18 protein-coding genes and 1 riboswitch are annotated in these 22,106 nt (G+C 60.2%); all 18 genes read right to left on the reverse strand.

What is annotated here, in order from left to right:
* Positions 1–49: 49 nt before the first annotated feature.
* Complete coding sequence (gene icmF / locus QWT68_RS10620) at positions 50–3,319, reverse strand: fused isobutyryl-CoA mutase/GTPase IcmF (RefSeq protein WP_290148314.1); 3,270 nt, start codon at positions 3,317–3,319, stop codon at positions 50–52.
* 29 nt (positions 3,320–3,348) lie between these two features.
* Entirely contained in the window at positions 3,349–3,984 is a 636-nt protein-coding gene (locus QWT68_RS10625; RefSeq protein WP_290148315.1) for a TetR/AcrR family transcriptional regulator, read from the reverse strand.
* A gap of 15 nt (positions 3,985–3,999) precedes the next feature.
* Positions 4,000–5,139 (reverse strand): acyl-CoA dehydrogenase, encoded by a 1,140-nt coding sequence (locus QWT68_RS10630; protein WP_040287575.1) that lies wholly within the window; start codon positions 5,137–5,139, stop codon positions 4,000–4,002.
* Between the two features lie 226 nt (positions 5,140–5,365).
* A complete protein-coding gene (locus QWT68_RS10635) occupies positions 5,366–6,502 on the reverse strand; it encodes an acyl-CoA dehydrogenase (protein ID WP_040287576.1) in 1,137 nt (378 codons plus the stop codon).
* Positions 6,503–6,516: 14 nt separating this feature from the next.
* Positions 6,517–7,368 (reverse strand): 3-hydroxybutyryl-CoA dehydrogenase, encoded by an 852-nt coding sequence (locus tag QWT68_RS10640; protein WP_290148316.1) that lies wholly within the window; start codon positions 7,366–7,368, stop codon positions 6,517–6,519.
* Positions 7,369–7,623: 255 nt separating this feature from the next.
* Positions 7,624–8,820 (reverse strand): acetyl-CoA C-acetyltransferase, encoded by a 1,197-nt coding sequence (locus tag QWT68_RS10645; protein WP_290148318.1) that lies wholly within the window; start codon positions 8,818–8,820, stop codon positions 7,624–7,626.
* A 184-nt stretch (positions 8,821–9,004) separates the two neighbouring features.
* Positions 9,005–11,155 carry a (Fe-S)-binding protein gene (locus QWT68_RS10650; protein ID WP_290148319.1) on the reverse strand — a complete coding sequence of 717 codons (2,151 nt, stop codon included), beginning with the start codon at positions 11,153–11,155 and terminating at the stop codon, positions 9,005–9,007.
* Between the two features lie 378 nt (positions 11,156–11,533).
* Positions 11,534–12,217: an alpha-ribazole-5-phosphate synthase gene (locus QWT68_RS10655; RefSeq protein ID WP_290148320.1), complete on the reverse strand. Its 684-nt coding sequence runs from the start codon at positions 12,215–12,217 to the stop codon at positions 11,534–11,536.
* Complete coding sequence (locus tag QWT68_RS10660; RefSeq protein ID WP_290148321.1) at positions 12,214–12,807, reverse strand: cob(I)yrinic acid a,c-diamide adenosyltransferase; 594 nt, start codon at positions 12,805–12,807, stop codon at positions 12,214–12,216. Before QWT68_RS10660 ends, QWT68_RS10655 begins: the two co-directional genes overlap by 4 nt.
* A gap of 14 nt (positions 12,808–12,821) precedes the next feature.
* Positions 12,822–13,214: a bifunctional adenosylcobinamide kinase/adenosylcobinamide-phosphate guanylyltransferase gene (locus QWT68_RS10665; RefSeq protein ID WP_290148322.1), complete on the reverse strand. Its 393-nt coding sequence runs from the start codon at positions 13,212–13,214 to the stop codon at positions 12,822–12,824.
* Positions 13,166–13,753 carry a histidine phosphatase family protein gene (locus tag QWT68_RS10670; RefSeq protein ID WP_290148323.1) on the reverse strand — a complete coding sequence of 196 codons (588 nt, stop codon included), beginning with the start codon at positions 13,751–13,753 and terminating at the stop codon, positions 13,166–13,168. The genes QWT68_RS10665 and QWT68_RS10670 overlap by 49 nt, the downstream gene beginning before the upstream one ends.
* Positions 13,726–14,487, reverse strand: a complete 762-nt coding sequence (gene cobS / locus QWT68_RS10675; protein ID WP_040287584.1) for an adenosylcobinamide-GDP ribazoletransferase — start codon at positions 14,485–14,487, stop codon at positions 13,726–13,728. Before cobS ends, QWT68_RS10670 begins: the two co-directional genes overlap by 28 nt.
* Positions 14,484–15,320, reverse strand: coding sequence for a cobyric acid synthase (locus tag QWT68_RS10680; RefSeq protein ID WP_052461896.1), 837 nt, complete (start codon positions 15,318–15,320; stop codon positions 14,484–14,486). The genes cobS and QWT68_RS10680 overlap by 4 nt, the downstream gene beginning before the upstream one ends.
* Complete coding sequence (gene cobD / locus QWT68_RS10685) at positions 15,317–16,966, reverse strand: threonine-phosphate decarboxylase CobD (protein ID WP_082023430.1); 1,650 nt, start codon at positions 16,964–16,966, stop codon at positions 15,317–15,319. The genes QWT68_RS10680 and cobD overlap by 4 nt, the downstream gene beginning before the upstream one ends.
* Positions 16,953–17,921, reverse strand: a complete 969-nt coding sequence (cbiB, locus tag QWT68_RS10690; protein WP_040287585.1) for an adenosylcobinamide-phosphate synthase CbiB — start codon at positions 17,919–17,921, stop codon at positions 16,953–16,955. Before cbiB ends, cobD begins: the two co-directional genes overlap by 14 nt.
* Positions 17,909–19,378, reverse strand: coding sequence for an adenosylcobinamide amidohydrolase (locus QWT68_RS10695; RefSeq protein ID WP_348539784.1), 1,470 nt, complete (start codon positions 19,376–19,378; stop codon positions 17,909–17,911). Before QWT68_RS10695 ends, cbiB begins: the two co-directional genes overlap by 13 nt.
* Positions 19,375–20,370, reverse strand: coding sequence for a FecCD family ABC transporter permease (locus QWT68_RS10700; protein ID WP_040287586.1), 996 nt, complete (start codon positions 20,368–20,370; stop codon positions 19,375–19,377). Before QWT68_RS10700 ends, QWT68_RS10695 begins: the two co-directional genes overlap by 4 nt.
* Positions 20,367–21,374, reverse strand: coding sequence for an ABC transporter substrate-binding protein (locus tag QWT68_RS10705; RefSeq protein WP_040287587.1), 1,008 nt, complete (start codon positions 21,372–21,374; stop codon positions 20,367–20,369). Before QWT68_RS10705 ends, QWT68_RS10700 begins: the two co-directional genes overlap by 4 nt.
* Positions 21,375–21,492: 118 nt before the next feature.
* A riboswitch (cobalamin riboswitch) is annotated at positions 21,493–21,678 on the reverse strand.
* Between the last annotated feature and the right edge of the window lie 428 nt (positions 21,679–22,106).

Genomic DNA, 22,106 nt, shown 5'->3' on the forward strand with positions numbered 1-22,106 from the left:
TGGCAGAACACGAAATAGAGCGGGGAAGTCCCCCCGCTCCGGTGCTGTGTTACATGTTGCGGCGGTATTGGCCGCCGACTTCGTACAGGGCGTTCGTGATCTGGCCGAGGCTTGCGACCTTGACCGTCTCCATGAGCGCCTCGAAGATGTTGCCGCCTGTGATCGCTGTCTGTTTCAGGCTTGCGAGCGCTTCGTCCGCCTCGCTGCCGTGAGCGGACTGGAAAGCGCGCAGGTTGCGGATCTGCGTTTCCTTCTCCTCCTGCGTCGCCCGCGCGAGTTCCATGCTGTCGATGCTGTCCTCCGACGGCGGATTCGGATTCAAGTACGTATTGACGCCGATGATCGGCAGTTCGCCGGAATGTTTCTTCATCTCATACAGCATGGATTCTTCCTGGATCTTGCCGCGCTGGTACTGGGTCTCCATGGAGCCGAGCACGCCGCCGCGGTCGTTGAGCCGGTCGAATTCCTGCAGCACCGCTTCTTCGACGAGGTCGGTCAATTCTTCGATGATGAACGATCCCTGGAGCGGGTTTTCGTTCTTCGACAGGCCGTGCTCCTTCGTGATGATCATCTGGATCGCCATCGCGCGGCGCACGGATTCCTCCGTCGGGGTCGTGATCGCTTCGTCGTACGCATTCGTGTGCAGCGAGTTGCAGTTGTCCTGCAAAGCCATGAGCGCCTGCAGCGTCGTGCGGATATCATTGAAGTCGATCTCCTGCGCATGCAGCGAGCGGCCGGATGTCTGGACGTGGTACTTCAGCTTCTGGCTGCGTTCGTTCGCGCCGTATTTCTCGCGCATCGCGACCGCCCAGATGCGGCGCGCCACACGGCCGATGACGGTATACTCCGGATCGAGGCCGTTCGAGAAGAAGAACGACAGGTTCGGTGCGAATTCGTCGATGTCCATGCCGCGGCTCAAGTAATACTCGACGTACGTGAAGCCGTTCGCGAGTGTGAATGCGAGCTGGGAGATCGGGTTTGCGCCCGCTTCCGCGATATGGTAGCCGGAGATCGAGACGGAATAATAGTTGCGGACCTTTTTGTTGATGAAATACTGCTGGATGTCGCCCATCATCCGGAGGGCGAATTCCGTCGAGAAGATGCACGTATTCTGCCCCTGGTCTTCTTTCAGGATATCCGCCTGGACCGTGCCGCGGACGACTTTCAGCGTCGCGTCACGCACGTCGGTGAATTCCTCGACGGACAGCGTACGGCCGAGTTCCTCTTCCTTCGCCTTCACTTGCTGGTCGATCGCCGTGTTCATGAACATCGCGAGGATGATCGGCGCCGGTCCGTTGATGGTCATGGAGACGGACGTCGCCGGTGCGCAAAGGTCGAACCCGGCATACAGTTTCTTCATGTCTTCGAGTGTGCAGATGCTGACGCCGGACTCGCCGACTTTTCCGTAGATGTCCGGACGCTCATCCGGATCTTCGCCGTACAGTGTGACCGAGTCGAATGCGGTCGACAGGCGCTTCGCATCGTCATCCTTCGATAAGTAGTGGAAGCGGCGGTTCGTCCGTTCCGGTGTCCCTTCGCCTGCGAACTGGCGCTTCGGATCCTCCCCTTCGCGCTTGAACGGGAAGACGCCTGCTGTGTACGGATAGGAGCCCGGGACGTTCTCTTTGTAGACCCAGCGGACGATTTCGCCGTAGTCCTTGAACTTCGGCAGGGCGACTTTCGGTATCTTCAGACCGGACAGGCTCGTTGTCGTCAGTGCCGTGCGCAGTTCCTTATCGCGGATCTTCGTGACGAATTCATCCTGCGCATACGATTGCTTCAGGGTGTTCCAGTTGTCGAGGACGCGGCGGGTTTCCGCTGTCATCTCGTTGCGCACGTTGTCGTGCAGCGACTGCAGCGACTGGACGAGTGCATCGTCCGGTGCGTGTTCACGGACTTCGCTCATCGCCCCTTCGAGCTGGTACAGCCGGGTGGCAAGGTGCGCCTGCTGCTCCGCGTGCTTGTGGTAGTTCCGGACGGTCATCGAGATCTCGCGCAAGTACTGCAGGCGGTCGTTCGGGATGATGACGTTCTGCTTCTGCGTCTTGACGAACTCCGTATAGGAAGTCGTCCAGTCCGTGCCGCATTTTTTGTTGAGCGTGTCGACGATCGCCGCGAACAGCGTGTTCGTCCCTTTGTCGTTGAACTGGCTCGCGATTGTGCCGTACACCGGCATCGATTCGATCGGCTCATCGAACAGCATGCGGCTGCGCTGGTACTGTTTCTGCACTTGTGCCAGGGCATCCTCCGAACCTTTCCGTTCGAACTTGTTGATGGCGACGAGGTCGGCGAAGTCGATCATATCGATTTTTTCAAGCTGTGTCGGCGCACCGAATTCACTCGTCATGACGTACATCGAGACGTCGGATACTTCGTCGATTTCAGCATCCCCCTGCCCGATACCGCTCGTTTCGACGATGATCAGGTCATAGCCTGCCGTCTTCACGATGTCGAGCACGTCTTTCAGCGCACCCGACAATTCCGTGCGGGAACCGCGGGTCGCGAGGCTTCGCATGAAGACACGCTTGTTAAAGATGGCGTTCATGCGAATCCGGTCGCCGAGCAGCGCGCCGCCCGTCTTCTGTTTCGTCGGGTCGATCGACAGGATGGCCACTTTCTTGTCCGGCAGTTCATGGAGGAAGCGGCGGATCAGTTCATCCGTCAGCGAGCTTTTTCCAGCGCCGCCCGTTCCGGTGATACCGAGGACCGGCGTGCCTTTCGACAGCTTGCGCGCGCGGTCCATCAGTGTTTTTGATTTTTCGTTTTGATTGTCAAAGTGCTCTTCCGCGAATGTGATGAGATTGGCGAGCTTTTCAGGGGATTCCGTCGTGACGTTCTCCAGATAGCCCATTTCATCCTTCACTTCGGTCGCGTAGTCACATTCTTCGACCATGCGGTTGATCATCCCCTGGAGGCCCATCTTACGGCCGTCCTCCGGCGAGAAGATCCAGGCGATGCCGTAGTCATGCAGTTCCTTGATTTCCCGCGGGATGATGACCCCGCCGCCGCCTCCGTAGATCTTGATATGGCCTGCGCCGCGTTCGTTCAGGAGGTCATACATGTATTTGAAATACTCGACGTGTCCGCCCTGGTAGGACGAGATCGCAATGCCCTGGACGTCTTCCTGGATCGCCGCGTTGACGACTTCCTCGACACTGCGGTTGTGGCCGAGGTGGATCACTTCCGCGCCGGTCGACTGCAGGATGCGCCGCATGATGTTGATGCTCGCATCGTGTCCATCGAACAGGCTGGATGCCGTCACGAAACGTACGTGATGGACCGGCTTGTAGATTTCCTGCTGGGTTTCTGCTGTTGCCATATTCGTGCACCCCTTTGTGTCCGTTTTCTTCAATCCGCCGCTTCCGGTTTGACGAGCCCGTTCAGCAGCTGTTCCGTCTGGTATTCGATATATTCATCAAGTGAGTACATGCGCTGCACCGTCCATCTGCGGAACGCCCACATCTGCGCCTGGATGACGATGTGATGCGCCGCAAGCGGGATGGCGCGCTCCGGGATCCGGAGTTCGCCAGCGTCGGCGCAGTCACGGACGAGCGACTCGAACAGCGCCGTCATTGCACGCTCCTTCTCGAGCACGTAGTCGAGCGCTTTCGGCGGCAGCGACTTCGATTCCTGATACATGACGACGAATTCGTCATTCAAGTCGTCGACGAGCCGGCAGTACGCATCGATCGCCCGTCTCAGCCCGCCGATGGTCGGCTCTTCGTCGGCGATGCCGGACAGCCTGTGTTGCACTTGGTCGTAGATCATGTCGCAGACGAGGTACAGGACGTCTTCTTTCGTCCGGATGTACTCGTACAGTGTGCCGATACTGAACCCGGCCGCTTTGGCGATCTCGCGTGTCGTCGACCGGTGGAAGCCTTTTTCCTTGAACAGCCGGACGGCGCCCTCGACGATCTGCTCACGCCGCTTCGCGATCAGATCGCCATCCTTCACCGAGGACTTCACTTCGTGTTTCAGTTCCATAGGACGCTCCCCCCTTTACTTCGTCAGCATACGGGAGATGACGAGCCGCTGCACTTCCTGGGTTCCTTCGTAGATCTGGGTGATTTTCGCATCACGCATGAAGCGCTCGACCGGATAATCTTTCGTATAGCCGTAGCCGCCGTACACCTGGACCGCTTCCGTCGTCACTTTCATCGCCGTGTCGCCGGCCATCAGTTTCGCCATGGCAGACGCTTTGCCGTATGGCAGATTGTTCGATTCAAGCCAAGCCGCTTGGTACGTCAGCAGGCGTGATGCTTCCGTCGCTGTCGCCATGTCGGCGAGCTTAAAGCCGATGCCCTGGTTGGCTGCGATCGGCTTGCCGAACTGGACGCGCTCTTTCGCGTAATCCGTCGCCGCATCGAGTGCGCCCTGTGCGATGCCGACCGCCTGTGCAGCGATGCCGTTCCGGCCGCCGTCGAGCGTTTTCATGGCGATGATGAAGCCCTGGCCCTCTTCACCGAGCATGTTCTCTTTCGGCACCCGGCAGTTGTCGAAGATGATTTCGGTAGTCGGTGATGAGCGGATGCCGAGTTTCTTCTCTTTCTTGCCGACCGAGAAGCCCGGGAAGTCGCTTTCGACGATGAACGCCGTCGTGCCTTTGTGCTTCGATTCCGGATCGGTGACCGCGAAAACGATGTAGATATCCGCGATGCCGCCGTTTGTGATGAAGATCTTCGAGCCGTTCAGGACATAGTCATCCCCGTCGAGCTTCGCCGTCGTCTTCATGCCGCCTGCGTCCGAGCCTGAGCCCGGTTCCGTGAGACCGTATGCCCCGATTTTCGTTCCTTCCGCCATAGGACGCAGGTATTTCTGCTTCTGCTCTTCCGTTCCGTATTTGAACACCGGCCAGCCGGCGAGTGACGTGTGCGCGGAAAGTGTCACGCCTGTCGATGCACAGACACGGGACAGTTCCTCGACTGCGATGACATATGCAAGGTAGTCGCTGCCGATGCCGCCGTATTCCTCGGGCCATGGGATCCCCGTCAGGCCGAGTTCCGCCATCTTGTCGAACAGCTCCCGGTCGAAGCGTTCTTCCTCGTCACGTTCGGCCGCAGTCGGCGCGACGTCCTTCTCCGCGAAATCGCGGACCATCTTGCGGATCATTTCATGCTCTTCGGACAGTTGGAAATTCATGGTGAGTTCCTCTTTTCTGTTGGATTTGGTGATGTGGGGCGGGGGGCTTGAGCGTTCCGTGGTTTGCTTGATCGCTTCGCCGCCTGCTTGAGCGTTTCGCTGCCTGCTTGAGCGTTTCACGGTTTGCTTGAGCGTTCCGCTGCCTGCTTGAGCGTTTCACGGTTTGCTTGAGCGTTCCGCCGCCTGCTTGAGCGCCCCGGCTCCCCTATGGTTTATCGCAATGCAATCACTTGGTCAGGTGTTTGGAGATGACGATGCGCTGGATTTCGCTCGTGCCTTCGTAGATCTGCGTCACTTTGGCGTCGCGGAAGAAGCGCTCGGCAGGATAGTCTTTCGTGTAGCCGTAGCCGCCGAATACCTGGACGGCTTCGATGGCGTTGTCCATCGCTGCCTGCGAGGCGAACAGTTTCGCCATGGAGGCTTCTTTCGCGCACGATTTGCCTTCAGCACGCAGCGCGGCCGCCCGGTAGACGAGCAGGCGTGCGGCTTCGGCGGCGGTCGCCATGTCAGCGAGCTTGAAGCCGATGCCCTGGTTGGCGGCGATCGGCTTGCCGAACTGCACGCGTTCTTTCGCATAGTCGGAAGCGGCTTCGAGGGCCGCTTCCGCAATACCGAGCGCCTGCGCGGCGATGCCGATCCGGCCGACGTCGAGGTTCGCCATCGCAATCTTGAATCCTTCGCCTTCTGCGCCGAGCCGGTTCTCTTCCGGCACGAACATGTCTTCGAACGTCAGCTGGACGGTGCGCGAGCCGTGCATGCCCATCTTCTCTTCGTTCTTGCCGACGATCAGACCCGGTGTCTCACTGTCGACGATGAACGCCGAAATGCCGTACGTCCCTTTCGACGGATCGGTTGCGGCGAAGACGATGTAGACGTTCGCCTCCCCGCCATTCGTGATGAATACTTTGGAGCCGTTCAGCACGTAACCGCCGTCTTTTTTCACGGCACGCGTCTTCAGCGAGCCGGCATCCGACCCGGCGGACGGTTCCGTCAGGCAGAACGCACCGAGCCACTCGCCTGCTGCCATCTTCGGCAGGTAGTGCTGTTTCTGTGCTTCACTGCCGAAGTAGAGGATCGGGTTCTGGCCGACCGATGTGTGGACGGACAGGATGACGCCGACCGTCGCATGCATTTTCGATAATTCATGGATAGCGCTTATGTAGGACACGAAGTCCATGCCGGCGCCGCCGTATTGTTCCGGCATCGTGATGCCCATGAGGCCGAGCTCCCCCATCTTCCGAACGATCTCCGTCGGGAATTCATCCGACTCAAGGTTCGGGATGAACGGCTCGATTTCCGCCTTGGCAAAGTCCTTGACGAGTTTCCGCATCATCTGCTGTTCTTCGGTGAACTGGAAATCCATTGTTTCGTCTCCTTTTATGTGTACGAGTAGAAGCCCCGTCCGGATTTTTTGCCGAGCCAGCCGGCGTTAACGTACTTGCGGAGCAGGGCGCACGGACGGTATTTTGGATCGCCGTAGCCTTCCTGCAGCGTCTCCATGATGTAGAGGCATGTGTCGAGTCCGATGAAATCGGCGAGCTGGAGCGGTCCCATCGGATGGTTCATGCCGAGCTTCATGACTTCGTCGATCGCTTCTTTCGTTGCAACGCCTTCCTGCAGCGTGAAGATCGCTTCGTTGATCATCGGCATGAGGACGCGGTTTGCGACGAATCCCGGGAAGTCATTCACTTCGACCGGCACTTTGGAGAGTTTCTTCGTCATGTCCTCAACCGCCTGGTAGACGCCGTCCGATGTCGCCAGGCCGCGGATGATCTCGACGAGTTTCATGACCGGCACGGGGTTCATATAGTGCATGCCGATGACCTGTTCCGGGCGTTTCGTGACTGCGGCAATCTCCGTGATCGGCAGCGACGAGGTGTTCGTCGCAAGGATCGCGTGAGCCGGTGCGATGTCATCGAGCTGCTTGAAGATGGATTTTTTGACCTCCATGTTCTCGACAGCCGCCTCGATGACGATGTCGACGTGCTTTGCATCCTGGATGTCGAGCGACTTTGTGAGTCGTCCGAGGACTGCAGCCTTTTCGTCTTCGGTCATACGCCCTTTTTCCACATTGCGGGCGAGGTTCTTTTCGATGACGCCGATCCCTTTTGCATAGGATTCTTCCTTGACGTCATTCAGGTAGACATTGAAGCCGGCCTGCGCGCACACTTGCGCGATGCCGCCGCCCATCTGTCCTGCGCCGATCACCATTACGTTTTGAATGTCCATTTGCTGTCATCCTTTCGAGTCGTTTCTGTATGTGATGAAGCCCGGCTGCCTGCGGGAACCCATGCAGCTGCTCATAAACTCTGGTTTTTGCTCATAAATCCGCTGAAATGATCATAAAACGCGGGAACCGCTCATAAACTTGCCGATTCGCTCATAAATTGGGATTTGCGCTCATAAACTCACAAAAGTGATCATAAACTTCAGTTTCCGCTCATAACCGGGCCCGACGTGATCATACCTTTGCTGAGCCTGCCTTCACCCCTGCTTCGGCACTTCGATCATGATGGCGTCGCCCTGGCCGCCGCCGGAGCAGATCGCCGCGATGCCGATGCCGCCGCCGCGGCGTTTCAGTTCGTAGGCGAGCGTCAGGATGATGCGTGCCCCGCTTGCGCCGATCGGGTGGCCGAGGGCGACCGCGCCGCCGTGGACGTTCACTTTCTCGGGGTCAAGTTTTGCAATGTCAGAGCTTGCGAGTGCAACAACTGCGAACGCTTCGTTGATCTCGAACAGGTCGATCTCATCAGCCGATTTGCCGGTCTTTTTCAGGATTTCATTGATGACGAGGCCCGGTGTCTGCGGGAAGTTCTCGGGTTCGATGGCGACTTCTGCGTGGCCGATGACGGTTGCGAGCACTTCTTTCCCTTCACGTTCCGCCCGCTCGTCACTCATGAGAACCATCGCACAGGCGCCGTCGTTGACGCCCGGTGCGTTCCCCGCGGTGACAGAACCGTCCTTGCCGAATGCCGGGCGCAGCTTCGCGAGCACGTCGAGCGACGTCTCTTTCCGCGGCGCTTCGTCCTGGCTCGCGACGACCGCATCGCCTTTCCGCTGCGGGATCTCGACGGAGATGATCTCTTCCGCGAAGATGCCGTCCTCCATCGCTTTCACCGCACGTTCGTGGCTGCGGAGCGCCCATTCGTCCTGGCGCTCGCGCGTCACGCTGAATTCGTCGGCGGTCTTGTTGCCGAATGTCCCCATGTGCGCATGACCCGGTGCGAATGAATCCGACAGGCCGTCGTAGATCATGCCGTCGATCAGCTGGGCATCCCCCATACGGAGACCGAAGCGTGCGTTCGGCAAGTAATACGGCGCGTTCGACATCGACTCCATGCCGCCTGCGACGATCACTTCCTCGTCACCGAGCCGGATGAGCTGGTCGGCGAGGGTGACGCTGCGCATGCCGGATGCACATACTTTGTTGACCGTCTCCGTCTTGACGTTCCACGGAATACCGCCTTTCACCGCTGCCTGACGTGAAGGGATCTGCCCCTGCCCCCCCTGCAGGACCGTTCCCATGATGACTTCATCGACCTGGTCGGGTGCGACGCCCGCCCGTTTCAACGCTTCTTCGATCGCGATGCCCCCGAGGTCGCTCGCCGTCTTCGACATGAGCGCGCCCCCCATTTTTCCGAAAGGTGTGCGTGCGCCGTCAATGAGTACTGTTTTTGCCATTTGTGTCATCCCCCAGTTTTTTGATAGCGTTTTCATTTCCATGATGAACGAGCGACTGAACGCTCGCTCGGCGTAAGTTCGGAAGAAAGGGGAAGCACCGGTGCTCCCCCTTTTCCATGACCGACAATTCTGTTCTGTATGACTGTCTTAATTGTAGAACAAGTCTTGCAAACTCGCAAATCATTTATTGCAGCACCGGCTCCTGTTCCGTTTCTGCCGGCTGCAGGTTTTCCTCCCCGAATACCGAGCGCTCGAGCAGCTCTGCGATATCATATGTGCCGACCGAATCTTCGACTTCGATGGCTTTCGTGCCGTCCGACAGCATCGTCAGGCAGTACGGACAGCCGGATGAGATGATGCCCGGCGTCACTTCCATCGCCTGCTCGGTGCGGGCGACGTTGATGCGGTGGCCGGCATCCTCTTCCATCCACATGAGCCCTCCGCCGGCGCCGCAGCACATGCCGTCCTGGCGGTTCCGCTTCATCTCGACCAGGTTGACACCCGGGATGGCCTTCAGGATGTCACGCGGTGCGTCGTAGACGTCGTTGTAGCGGCCGAGGTAGCACGAATCATGGAACGTGATCGTTTCGTCGATCGCGTGCTTCGGCTGGAGCTTCCCTTTTTTGACCAGCTTATTCAGAAGTTCCGTATGGTGGAACACCTGGGCTTCGAAACCGAAGTCCGGATACTCGTTCTTGAAGATATTGAAGGCGTGCGGATCGATCGTGACGATCTTCGTGACGCCCGCTTTCTCGAATTCCGCGATGTTGGCCGTCGCCAGTTCCTGGAATAAAAACTCATTCCCGAGACGGCGCGGTGTGTCGCCGGAGTTCTTCTCTTTGTTGCCGAGGATTGCGAATGACACGCCTGCTTCGTTCAACAGGTGCGCAAATGACAGCGCGATCTTCTGCGAGCGGTTGTCGAATGCGCCCATCGAGCCGACCCAAAGCAGGTATTCGAAATCTTCGTCCGCTTTCTTCAGTTCTTTCACGGTCGGGATCTTGAGGTCCGGACGGGCATCCCGCCAGTTCTCCTTCTCTTTCCGGTTCAGTCCCCACGGGTTGCCCTGGCGTTCGATGTTGGTCATCGCGCGCTGGGCGTCCGCGTCCATCTTCCCTTCCGTCATGACGAGGTAGCGGCGGAGGTCGATGATCTTGTCGACGTGTTCGTTCATGACCGGGCATTGGTCTTCACAGTTCCGGCAAGTCGTGCACGCCCAGATCTCCTCTTCCGTGATGACGTCGCCGATCAGGGACGGATTGTAGATGTCGTCCATCGTCGCGCCTTCGAGGCCTGCGGCGAGTGCGATCTGGTTGCCTTTCGTGTTGTTGAACATGACCGACGGCACCCACGGCTTCTGTTTCGTCGTCAGTGCGCCGTAGTTCGTCAGGTTGTCACGCAGTTTCGTGATGAGGTCCATCGGGGACAGCATCTTGCCCGTCCCTGTCGCGGGACACATATTCGTACAGCGTCCGCATTCGACGCAGGCATACAGGTCGATCATCTGCAGCTGGGTGAAGTCGGTGATCTTGCCGACGCCAAGTGCCGGCATCTCGTCTTCATCCTCCACTTCTTCAAGAGCCGCGAAGTCGAGGGGTGCGAGTTTCCCGCGGCGGTCGAACCGCTGCATGTACGTATTGACCGGTCCGGCGATCAGGTGCGCGTGTTTCGACTGCGGCACATAGACGAGGAACGTCAGGAGTGTCAGCAGGTGGACCCACCAGGCGACGAAGAAGATGGCGGCCGCAGCAGTCGGCGGCAGGAAATTGAAAACGGTTGCAATTCCTGATGCCATCGGTTCCGTCCACGTCGTGTCATGGCCGTGCCAGATCAGGTTCATGCCGTTCGCAACGAGTGTCGAAACCATGAGTGTGCCGATGAAGATGAGCACGAGACCCGATTTCCAGCCGCGCTTCAGGCGGACGAGCTTTTCCATGTAGCGGCGGTAGAACGCCCATACAACTGCAACGAGGATGACGGCGACGACGATCTCCTGGAAGAACGTGAAGAACGGATACGCCGGGCCGAGCGGCAGGTGGGAATCCGGCTTGAGCCCTTTCCAGATCAGGTCGATTGCGCCGAACTGCACGAGCAGGAAGCCGTAGAAGAACATGACGTGGATCGAGCCGCTTTTCTTATCTTTCAATAGTTTTTTCTGTCCGAACACATTGACCCAGATCTCTTTGAGGCGGCGCTGGACATTGTTGTCGAACTCTTCCTTCTGACCGAGACGGATGAATTGTGTCCGTGTTTTGACGACGTATGTGAAGAGCGCAAGGCCGTACGCCACGATGGCCAGGAATAGCACCCAGTTGGCGATGAGTAATGGTGACATGAGGTCCTCCCCTTTTTTGTATGATATGAATGTTCTTACTAGTTTAGATGAACACAGGCCGATTGTCGATGGATTATTTACTAGTGTAAGACATGAATGAGCATTCAGTCAATTAGTTTTATGAAAGTGCTGGGTATTCTGAGAGTATCAGAGGGATTGCAGGATGTTATATGGAGGATTGTTTTTTCCGCTGGGAGTATGGTGCGGGGCATTGGGGTGGATGAAGTGCATTGCGGAGTGTAATGGAGCGGTTCACGGGCGGTATTGAGCGGTCGGCAGCGTGAATAGAGCGGTATACTGGCAGAATGGAGCAGTTCGGGGTGGCAATTGAGCGGTTCGCAAAGTGAATGGAGCGGTTCGCCGCCCCTGGCGCAATGGTCAGCCAGGAGCGAGGAACCGCAGCTGGGTGCCGAAGTGGCGGTGTGCAGCTTGCTGCCGGGCTGCAGGGATCTGCAGGAGGACGGCGGTCGCCGGCCCAGCAGAGGTATACAGGTCGACGGGAGTGTCAACCGGGACCGCGCCGGGCGCAGCCTGCTGCAGTTCAGCGAGGAGTCCGCCCGAGCCGGCGGGCCAGATGCGTCCGGTCAGCTGCTGCCTCCGTGCCTCATTCAGTTTGGCGAGCGATGCGATCTCCTCCGATTGTTCCAATACGGCATTGCCGGAGAGCGGGGTACCATAGGTGAACCAGTCGCCTGAATCAGTCGGAGAGCCGTCCGTCTTCCGCCCGATGAACGTCACGGCGAGCGCCGACTGGCGGAGCGCCATGTTCGTCTCGCTGCTGCCGCTGATCGGCGGGATTGGTTTCCCGATTTCATCGAAAACGTCCCGGATCCCTTCGCAATAAGGCTCCCAGCTGGCCTCCCCGCTGAAATTGTGCAGCAGGACGGCTTCCGGTTCCGCATCCGCCGCCCACTGTTCGAGCAGGCAGACGCGGGCTGCGAACCGCGCCGTCATGCGGTCCGGCACAGCGACGAGATCCTCCCGCTTCTGCCCGATGCCGCCGGAGTTGTCGGTCGTGATGATGAGACCGCCGATCTCGAGCGCATTCCGCAGCCCGGTCACTCGCCGTCTTTCGCTTTCTTCTTGTCCTCGGTGCGGAACACTTTCGCACTGCGGACGTATTCGTTGTCCTGCACATCGGCCCGTTTGTTGACGATGCGCGCTGCGACGAACAGGTAATCGGAGAGGCGGTTCAAATAGCGCTGCACGGTGCCCGGTACATCCTCTTCCTGTTTCATGAGCGTCACGGTGACGCGTTCCGCCCGACGTGTGACCGTCCGGCATACGTGCAGGGCCGCGGCTGCCTTCGATCCGCCCGGCAGGATGAACTTCTCGAGCGGCGGCGCTTCTTCCATCAGTTCATCGATCCGCTGCTCGAGCACCCCGATCGGCTCATCAGACAGCTTATAATGCCGCTCTTTCATGACGTTCGCAAGGTCACCGCCGCCGTCGAACAGTTCGTTCTGGACGGCTTCGAGATCGTCGAAGATATCCCGGCATGCCGTCTGGTCGAGTTCCGCCATCGCCTGGCCGATGAATGAATTCAGTTCATCGATCGTTCCGTACGCTTCCACCCGGAGGCTGTCTTTGTCGACACGGCCGCCGATCAGGCTCGTCTGCCCTTTGTCACCTGTTTTCGTATACAGTTTCATGAGTAATCCTCTCCCTATTTCAGTTTTTGCGGGATGCCGAACCAGATCCGGGTCACGGATTCCGCTTCGTGTGCGAGACGCTGGCTGAGCCGGCCGCACGCATCCCGGAGCGCGCGTTCCTGCGGATCCGCCGGCACGATGCCGCGCCCGATGTCCGTCATGATGACGGTGACGTTGCGGTCCTTGACGAACGACAGCAGTTCTCCGGCTGCCCGCTCTTCATCCGCAAGGTGCCCGGCCATCCATTGCCCGGGCTCGCACAGGACGAGCGGCCGGTCTGCCGGAATCCCGGCGGCCGACGTCAGATCGAACGGGCCTTCTTCACCGAGCCAGACAGCCCGTTCTCCGAGCAGTCCCCTCACATATCTCCGTTTTCCATTGGCAACTCCGCCGAGTATGACGTGCATCGCCGTCCCTCCTTCCAAGCAGCGGCCGACGCCCAGTACAGGCGGTGGCGGCTTCCGTGCGGGACATCCCACTCCCAGAAGCCCCGTTCCTCCGGTGCGAAACGGGCCAGCAGCAGCCGGATCGGCCCGCCGTGCGTGACGGCCCGGGCGCCCGCCGGAAGTGAGCGGAACGCGTCAGCCACCCGTCTTTCCATCTGCAGCAGCGATTCCCCGTCCGGCGGGGAAACCTGCAGCGGATCATCCACCCAGCGCCGGTATGCTGTATTGTTTTCAAGCTGCGCATACGTTTTCCCTTCAAATTCCCCGAAATTGCATTCGCGGAACCGGCTGTCCGGCACGTAGCGGGCTCCGGGATACAGCAGTTCCGCCGTCTGCCGCGCACGCAGCAGATCGCTGCCGTACACGGTCTGCAGCTGTTCGTCCGCCGGGCCGGTTACCGCCGGGCGGATCGGTTCGTCGGACCAGCCGACGTAGGCCTTCCGTCCATTGCCGTCCGTCGGCAGATGCCGGATCAGGACAAGCTCAACACCGTGATCCACAACAGCACCTCCATCCCTTCGATGAATGCCCCGCACAAGTCACCCGTGACACCGCCGAAGTGCCGCCGGCTCCAAAAACGGAACAGCAGGACTGCTCCGGCGATGACCGCGGCCAGGGCGAGGGGCAGCATGACGGTCCCCGTGTACCGCCCGCACAGCACGACAGCCGCTCCCAGGCAGCCTGCCGTCCAGCCGGCCAGCACACTGCTGTTCAGCCGGCTCCGGAAGAAATGGGCGATGCCCGTCTCCTTGGCCGGTTCCGTGATGACGAAATAGACAGCCATGGCACTTCTGGACAAAAACGGGATGATGATGACCCAGCCCCAGCTGTCCGCATGGGCCGCTGCCCATTCGTACAGGACCGCGAACTTCAGCAGTACGAGCACCAGCAGGCCGAGCACCCCGAACGCGCCGATCCGCGGATCGCCGAGGATCTCATGACGTCGTTTTCGATCTTGATATGAAAAGAACGCATCACACGTATCCGCAACGCCGTCGAGATGGAGCCCTCCTGTCAGGATGACGCCCGCCGCAAGCATGAGTGCAGCGGTCAGGAGCGGGCTGAACCCCGCATATGCTCCAGCCGCATGGATCCCGAGCATCAGGATTCCGATCAGCGCGCCGACCCACGGAAGGGCGCCGTACATGACGGTGACCGTCCGCCGGTCCATCGGGAGTTCACGGCGCACCGGCAGGCTCGTGAAGAACTGCAGGGCGAGCAGGAGACCGGTCATGGCCGTCCCTCCCCGCCATCAATGAGCGAGCGGATGAATGGCCAGTCGACCGCCTTCCGGACGTGCGCCGCCCAGCCGTCATACTTGTCGCCGCCCGCTGTATAAGCGGCGATCTCTCTGTCGGCGTCCTCCTCGGCGATGCCATGAGCCGGCAGATGCGGGATGATTCCCGCAACAGGTATCCCGGTGTAGGATTCAAGCCACTCGACACCGTCCCGGAACGATGCCGGATCGCCTTTGAATTGATTGATGACAATCGCTTTGACACGGGCCCGCTCATTGGGGCGCAGGAGTGCGAGTGTCCCTGCGATGGATGCGAACACGCCGCCCCGGTCGATGTCTGCCACGAGGATCACGGGGACGTCAGCCATCTCCGCGATGCGCATGTTGGTGATGTCACGGTCGCGGAGATTCATCTCCACCGGGCTGCCTGCCCCTTCGATGACGAGGGCGTCGTATGCCGCTGCCAGCGTATCGAGTGACGAGCGGATCGTCCGGAGCGCTTCCTCGAAATACTGCTCACGGTACGCCAGACCGTCTGTCGGCATAAGCGGGCGTCCGCAGAATGTTCCCGTCAGTATGCCGTCCGGCCCCGGCTGCAGGATAATCGGATTCATGGCGGAGACGGCTTCCGTACGGGCGGCCTCCGCCTGGATCGCCTGCGCCCGGCTGATCGGGATGCCGTCCGATGCCGGGACGCTGTATGGCGACAGGTTCTGCGACTTGAACGGCGCCGTCCGGATTCCCTCTTCTGCGAGCAGCCGGCAGAATGCCGTGCAGACGAGACTCTTTCCCACGTCGGATGCGGTGCCCATCACCATGATACCTTTCATCGGGCGCCGCCCCCTTTGTGGAACACCGGAATGCCGCTGTCCATTTCGACTGCGATATCTGCCCGCAGAGCGAGCTGCTGGTGGAGACGACCGAGCCATTCCGTGTAGCTGCGGGTCGTTTCGTCGTCTTTCAGCGGTTCATCGAACACTTCATTGGACACGATGGCGAGCACGCCGGCGGTTTCCAGTATTTCATCGAGCGTCGTGAGCAGACGCTCCATTTTGCGCTCCAGGCAGCCGGGTTCCAGGATGCAAGGCGTGCCCGTCTCCCAGCCCGTGAATGCCTCATTTGCAAGCCAGGTCGTCGCACAGTCCCACAGCACATGGTCGCCGGGCTGCAGCTGCGGTACCGCGTCCCCGAGATCGACCGGCTGCTCGATGGTGACCCAGCCGTCGCCAGCCCGGCCGGCTTTGTGCCGTTCGATCCGAGCTTTCATCTCGGCATCATCCGGCCGGCCGGAGGCGATGTAGACGAGCCGGCCGCCGGTCTTTGCAGCCCTCTCTTTGACGAATGACTCCGCAAAGGCGCTTTTGCCGCTGCGCACTCCCCCGCAGATGAAGGCGAGCGTCCCCCTGCTGAATAGTTCATCAAGCGCTTTCCGCAGCCGCTCCATATCGCGGGCGGTCTTCATGCCGATCCGGAGCCAGCGTCCGTCGAGCCCTCGGAAATTCTCCGTATGCCGCACGACCAGCCCCTGTTCGAGCAGGCCTTTCAGGACAGAATCTGCGGACCGGGATGCCGGCGGCTTGAACAGCAGGAAATTTGCAGCAGACGGCAGCACCGTACAGCCATGCGACCTGAGGAACTCCGTCATCTTCACACGCTCGGCTGCGGCCCGGCTGACCGCTTTCTGGCGGTAGTCCTCCTGCTTCAGACAGAGCGCGCCGATCTGCGCGGCGACTGCATTGACATTCCAATGCGGGGCCATGGTGCGCAGACGGCCGATCCGTTCAGGATGCGCGACTGCATACCCGAGCCGGATGCCAGGGACCGCATACAGCTTCGTCATCGACCGGACGACGGTGAGGTGATCGAATTCCCCGATGTCCGGGATGAAGGAATGGGCTTCGTCCGCCCAGTCGATGAAGGCTTCATCCAGAATGACATCACAGTGTGCCTGCCCGGCTTCTTCGATCAGCCCCCGGAGTATCCGGCGGTCCGGCAGCAGGCCTGTCGGATTGTTCGGCGTGCACAGATAGAGCACATCGGCACCGGCCAGCTGTTCCCGGATTTCATCTGCAGGCAGGGCGAATCCGCCGGTTTCCTGTGCCTGGATCCGGATGATGTGCGCACCGGCAGCCGTCAGTGTCGCTTCGTACTCGGAGAATGCCGGATCGATGAGGATCGCCCGCTTTCCGGCATACTGCTGCGCAAGGAGTGACAGCAGTTCCGCAGCGCCGTTCCCCGGCAGGATCCGCTCCGCCGCGACTCCGTGATACGCCGCTGCAGCGGACAGGAACGGCTCGCCGGATGGGTCCGGATACCGGACGATCGCCGGATAGAGCGATTCCCAGTGCCGGAACACAGCAGCCGGCGGTCCGGCGGGGTTGCAGTTTTCGCTGAAATCGGTGACGGCGGGCGGCACCGGGATATTGAGCTGTCTATAGAGCATATGCGGATTCGCGCCGTGTTCAGGCAAGTGCATAACAGATTCCTCCTATCAGGATGCCGATGAGCCAGATGATCCATGAGGTGCGGGTGAGCTGTACGATGGTCTCGTCGATGTCGTTCGCGGACAGCCGCCGCAGCCCCGGTCCAAACTGCGGCCGGTGCGACGGCACGCCGCGGTATGTATTTGTTCCGCCGAGCCGGACGCCGAGTTGCCAGGCGGTGGCGGCTTCGAGATAGCCGCTGTTCGGACTGGGATGTTTGCGGGCGTCCGTCCGCCAGCCGGCCAGCCGGTCCATCAGCGGGATGCCGCTCGGGTTCGGGGAGACGAGCAGGATCACAAGTCCCGAAATCCTGGCGGAGATGAAGTTCAGAATGTCGTCCAGGCGTGCGGAAGCGGTGCCGAACTGCAAGTACCGATCATCTTTATACCCGACCATCGAGTCGAGCGTGTTGACGGCTTTGTACAGCCAGATGCCGGGCGCCCCGCCTAGGAATGCGAAGAACAGAGGGGCGGTGACGCCGTCCGAAATGTTTTCGGAGACGGTTTCGACGACTCCTCGTGTAATCTCCGGTTCATCGAGCATTTCCGTGTCGCGTCCGACAATCCAGGACAGCTTGCGCCGCGCTTCCGTCACATCACCCGCAGCAAGGGGATGCGCCACGCCGCGCGCCGCATCCGCCAGACTCTTTTGTGCGAGTGCGACGGCGATGAGAATGCTCTCCGCAATCACACCGGCGGCCGGATGGAGCCAATAGCCGCCGGCCGTTATCACGCCGGCCGCAAGTATCGCAGGCAGCACGGTGAGAAGCAGCAGGAGCACACCCTTCGCTGACCGGTATCCGCCCCGGTTCAGGTTCTTTGTCAGGAAGGCGATCCACGCGCCGAGCCAACGTACGGGATGGGGCCAATGCGGCGGATCGCCGAGCAGCCGGTCGAGGAGGAAGCCGATCGTTACCGCCAGCAGATGCAGTGCAATCAGCGTGTCCATCCTTTCGCCTCCTTGTAGGTCCGGATTGCGCAGACCGTGCATTCGAACACACCGGTCCCGATTAGTTTGCCGAGCGGCGCGACCGGCCCTGCATACGGAAGTTCCGCCCCCTGCTGGACCGCCGCGACCAGGATGCTGTCCGTCGACGTTCCGGTCGCCTGTGTGCCTGTGAGCGGGTCGAGGACATTCTCTGCCTGCAGGGCGCGTGTTTTCGCTTCGGTCGCCGTGATCATCGCCTGAATGAATGCTTCGTCCGTCAGGCGGCCATTGACGAACACCCATGTATTGATGGTGCCGGCGGCCGTTTCGCGCATGGCGGCGCAGGACGCATCGACGGCATTTCCGACACCGGCCGTGACGGCGATGACGACCGAGAACCCGTCCTCTTCATAGCGGCGGATTTCCGCATCCTTCGTATGGACGGCGGTCATCATGCCGACTGTGCCGGTCAGCGGGTGCCCGGCCGCCTGCAGATAGGCGGCCATCTCTTTGCTGACGTCATCCGTATTGTAGGCGGCATCCACCCGCCGGTTGACGAAGGTCCGGTACCAGCCCGTGCCCGGGTTATGGACAGCCGACGAAACCGTTTTCAAGGCGATCGGCGTCTTGAGCACGACGGCATCGGACGTGACGGTGAACTGGGCTTCATCCACCTCGAACGGTATGGGACTCTGCACAGCGGACGGCAGCAGGGTCATCTGCGGTTTCGGCAGCGACGGATGCGCCTGCGTCCTGACGTCCGCCCCGTAGACCTCGCGGATGACCGCTTCCCGGACGATCTCCTGCGGTTCGCCGATCTTGGCGATGCGGCCATCCTGCATGAGCAGCAGGCGGTCGCAGTACAGAGCCGCCAGGTTGACGTCGTGGAAAACGGAGACGACGGTCTTGCCTTCGTCTGCAGCCAGGCTCCTGACCGTGTCGAGGAGCTGCTGCTGGTAGGCGATGTCGAGATGGTTCGTCGGTTCGTCGAGCAGCAGGAGCGGCGCCTGCTGGGCGAGCGCCTGGGCGACGAACACGCGCTGCTGTTCGCCGCCGGACAGTGATTCGATGAATGCCTCCGCATAGCGTGTTACACCTGTCCGCTCCATCGCGCGGCAGACGGCCTCCTCATCCGCTGCCGTCCAGCTTGCGAACAGGCCCGACTGGTACGGATAGCGCCCGAGCTCCACGGTCGACCGCACCGTGTTCGAGAAGGCATGGGCATGCAGCTGGGGCAGGACGGCGACGCGGCGGGCGAATTCTTTCGCAGTATAGCTGTCTGACGGCCGGCCGCCGATTTCGACGGTGCCTCCCTGTTTCGGCAGGATGCCCGAGATGATCTTGAGCAGCGTCGATTTGCCGCTGCCATTCGGCCCGAGGATGCCGAGCACTTCACCCGGACGTACATCGAAGGAGACGCCATCCACGATGAGCCCTTTTCCATAGCTGCCTGAGACGTTTTCCACGTGCAGCATCATGCAGTCCCCCCTTTCCTCTGCCTGTAGAAGATGAATGCGAACACCGGCGCGCCGATGAATGCGGTGATGACGCCGACTGGCAGTTCGGTCGGCGCGATGATCGTGCGGGCGAGCAGGTCACAGATGATGAGCAGCGAGGCTCCGTTCAGGAATGACAGCGTCAGCAAGTGCCGGTGGTCGGACCCGAACAGCAGGCGTGTCATGTGCGGGACGACGAGGCCGACGAAGCCGATCGTGCCCGAGACGGACACCGCGGCGCCTGTCAGGATGGAGCCGCCGATCAGGATGGTGAGCTTGCGGCGGGCGACGTCGACGCCGAGGTGCTTCGCCCGTTCCTCCCCGAACAGCATCGCGTTCAGCTCCCTCCGGTTCATCCAGAGAAGGAATGCGCCGATCACAGTGAACGGCAGGATCATCCAGACGTACTTCCAGCCGCGCATCGACACGCTGCCGAGCAGCCAGCCGATGATCTGGCGCAGCTCCTCGCCGGTGAGTGCGATCATGAGTGACAGCACCGAGCCGAGGAACGAGCCGAAGATGATGCCGGTCAGGATGATCGTCTCCATATTGAGTCCGCGGTCGACGAGTTTCGCGAATGCGAGCACAGTGAACATCGTGGCGGCGGCACCGAGCATGCTGAAGACGGGCAGGGTGTACAGCCCGAACATCGGAATGCTGATACCGAAAAAGAGTGTCATCACAGCGCCGACTGAGGCGCCGGATGACACTCCGAGCGTGTATGGATCCGCAAGCGGGTTTTTCAGCAGGCCCTGGAAGGCAGCGCCGGCGATCGCAAGCGATGCGCCGACAAGCCCTGCCAGCAGGACGCGCGGCATCCGGATCTTCCAGAGGATGGTGGATGCTGTCTGATCCGCTCCGTTGTTCCACAGCGTGCTCAGCGGGAGGTGCACCGCCCCGATCGATACACCGAGCCAGACAGCCGTTACAAGGACGGCCGCTGAGACGGTATAGGCGATCAGCGGGCGTCTCACTGGAACGCCTCCGGATAGACCGCTTTCGCGACTTCCTCCAGTCCGTCCGCGAGACGCGGGCCTGTCCGGCTCGTCAGGTTGGCGTCGACCTGGACGACGCGGTCTTCCTTGACGGCCGTGATGTCCGCAAAGCCTTCACGCTTCTTGACGCTGTTGACGACGTCCGGCGTGTAGTCATGCATGACGACGATGACATCCGGATCCTGTTTGACGATCTCTTCCGGGCTGATCATGATCCAGCCGTCTTCCGTCACGACGTTCTCGGCGCCGATCTTATCGAGGATCTCCTGCATGAACGTATTCTTGCCGGGTGCGTAGATTTCAGGCACATCGGATGTTTCGACGAATACGCGTTTCTTGTCTTTGACATCTTTTGTTTTCTCTGCGACTTCATCGACTTTCGTTTTCATGTCTTCGATGACTTGTGCCGCTTCTGCCTTCTTGCCTGTTGCTTCGCCGATCGCCTCGATCGTTCCGTACGTTTCATCGAAGTTCATGGCGTTCTTGACGACGTACAGGTTGATGCCGGCGTCGCGGATCTGCTGGAAGCCTTCTTCCGCACCAGGCAGCGACATTTCATGGGCGAAGACGATATCCGGGTTGAGGGAGATGATCTTTTCGATGTTGAGGTTCATGTCCCCGATCTTATCCTTGCTTTGTGCGGCTTCCGGATAATCGGAATAATCATCGACCGCGATGATTTCGTCATCCAGACCGAGGGCGAACAGGATTTCCGTGTTGCTCGGCAATGTGGAGATGATGGTTTCCGGTGCTTTGTCGAGGGTGATTTCCTCACCGGTCGCATCAGTGACGGTCAATGGATAGGCGACGGCATCCGCCTGGCCGTCCGATTCGCTGCTTGCATCCTTGCTGCTGTCCGACTGTTCGGTCGTCGATGTGCTGTTGTCCGATCCGCTGTCTTTCGCATTGTCGGCGCTGCCGCATGCTGTCAGAAGCAGGACGGCGAGGATGGCTGTGAGCCAAAACTGCCAAAGTTTCTTCATGGTCGTTCCTCCTGTTTTCTCGCCAAACAAAAATCCCCCGTTCGGACACGAGGGATGAGCGCAGTCGAAATAAGGCGGAGAACCGCCGCACTTCACCGTGCCTATCCGCGTAGGGTCCGGGTGATCAGCAAAGAAGGCAGGTCTCCTGGCTTGTGCGTCAGACACCCGATCCGCGCCTTCCCGGGGTTCAGCCGGTGGCGGTTGCGGACGAGCTCGGCACTTACAGTGGCGGGACCGCGCCGGATTTGAACCGGCTTCCCTTTTCCCCCCGTCGGGACGGGGCACCTTTTTGCGAGTTTGGTATGTAGTTTGATAGTGTTCCGCTCTTATTATACAGAACTGTCTGGATTTGTCGAGTGCCGTGTGGAGGGAACGCCCTGGGAGGACGCTTCCCGCAGGCATATCGGACAGTTGGCTGGGGTTATCGGACATTTGGCGCGTGGTATCGGACACTTGACGCTTGGTATCGGACACTTGGGCGGAAGTATCGGACACACCGCCGAATTTATCGGCATCCAGACACAATTCACGAGCCTGGCTTGTGCTCGCTCCCGCTCGTTTGCTGCCGGAGCCGTCTTGGACGCGGCAGCTCTCCAGAACCATGACGGCTTGTGCGGCGCGCAGAAAAAGACAAGCCATCCCTTGCACTGCCGGGCGTATCGGACAGTTGCTGAGAGATATCGGACACTTGGCGTGTGGTATCGGACAGTTGGCGAGATGTATCGGACACTT

The sequence above is a fragment of the Sporosarcina trichiuri genome (genome assembly GCF_030406775.1).
Classification (GTDB): domain Bacteria; phylum Bacillota; class Bacilli; order Bacillales_A; family Planococcaceae; genus Sporosarcina; species Sporosarcina trichiuri.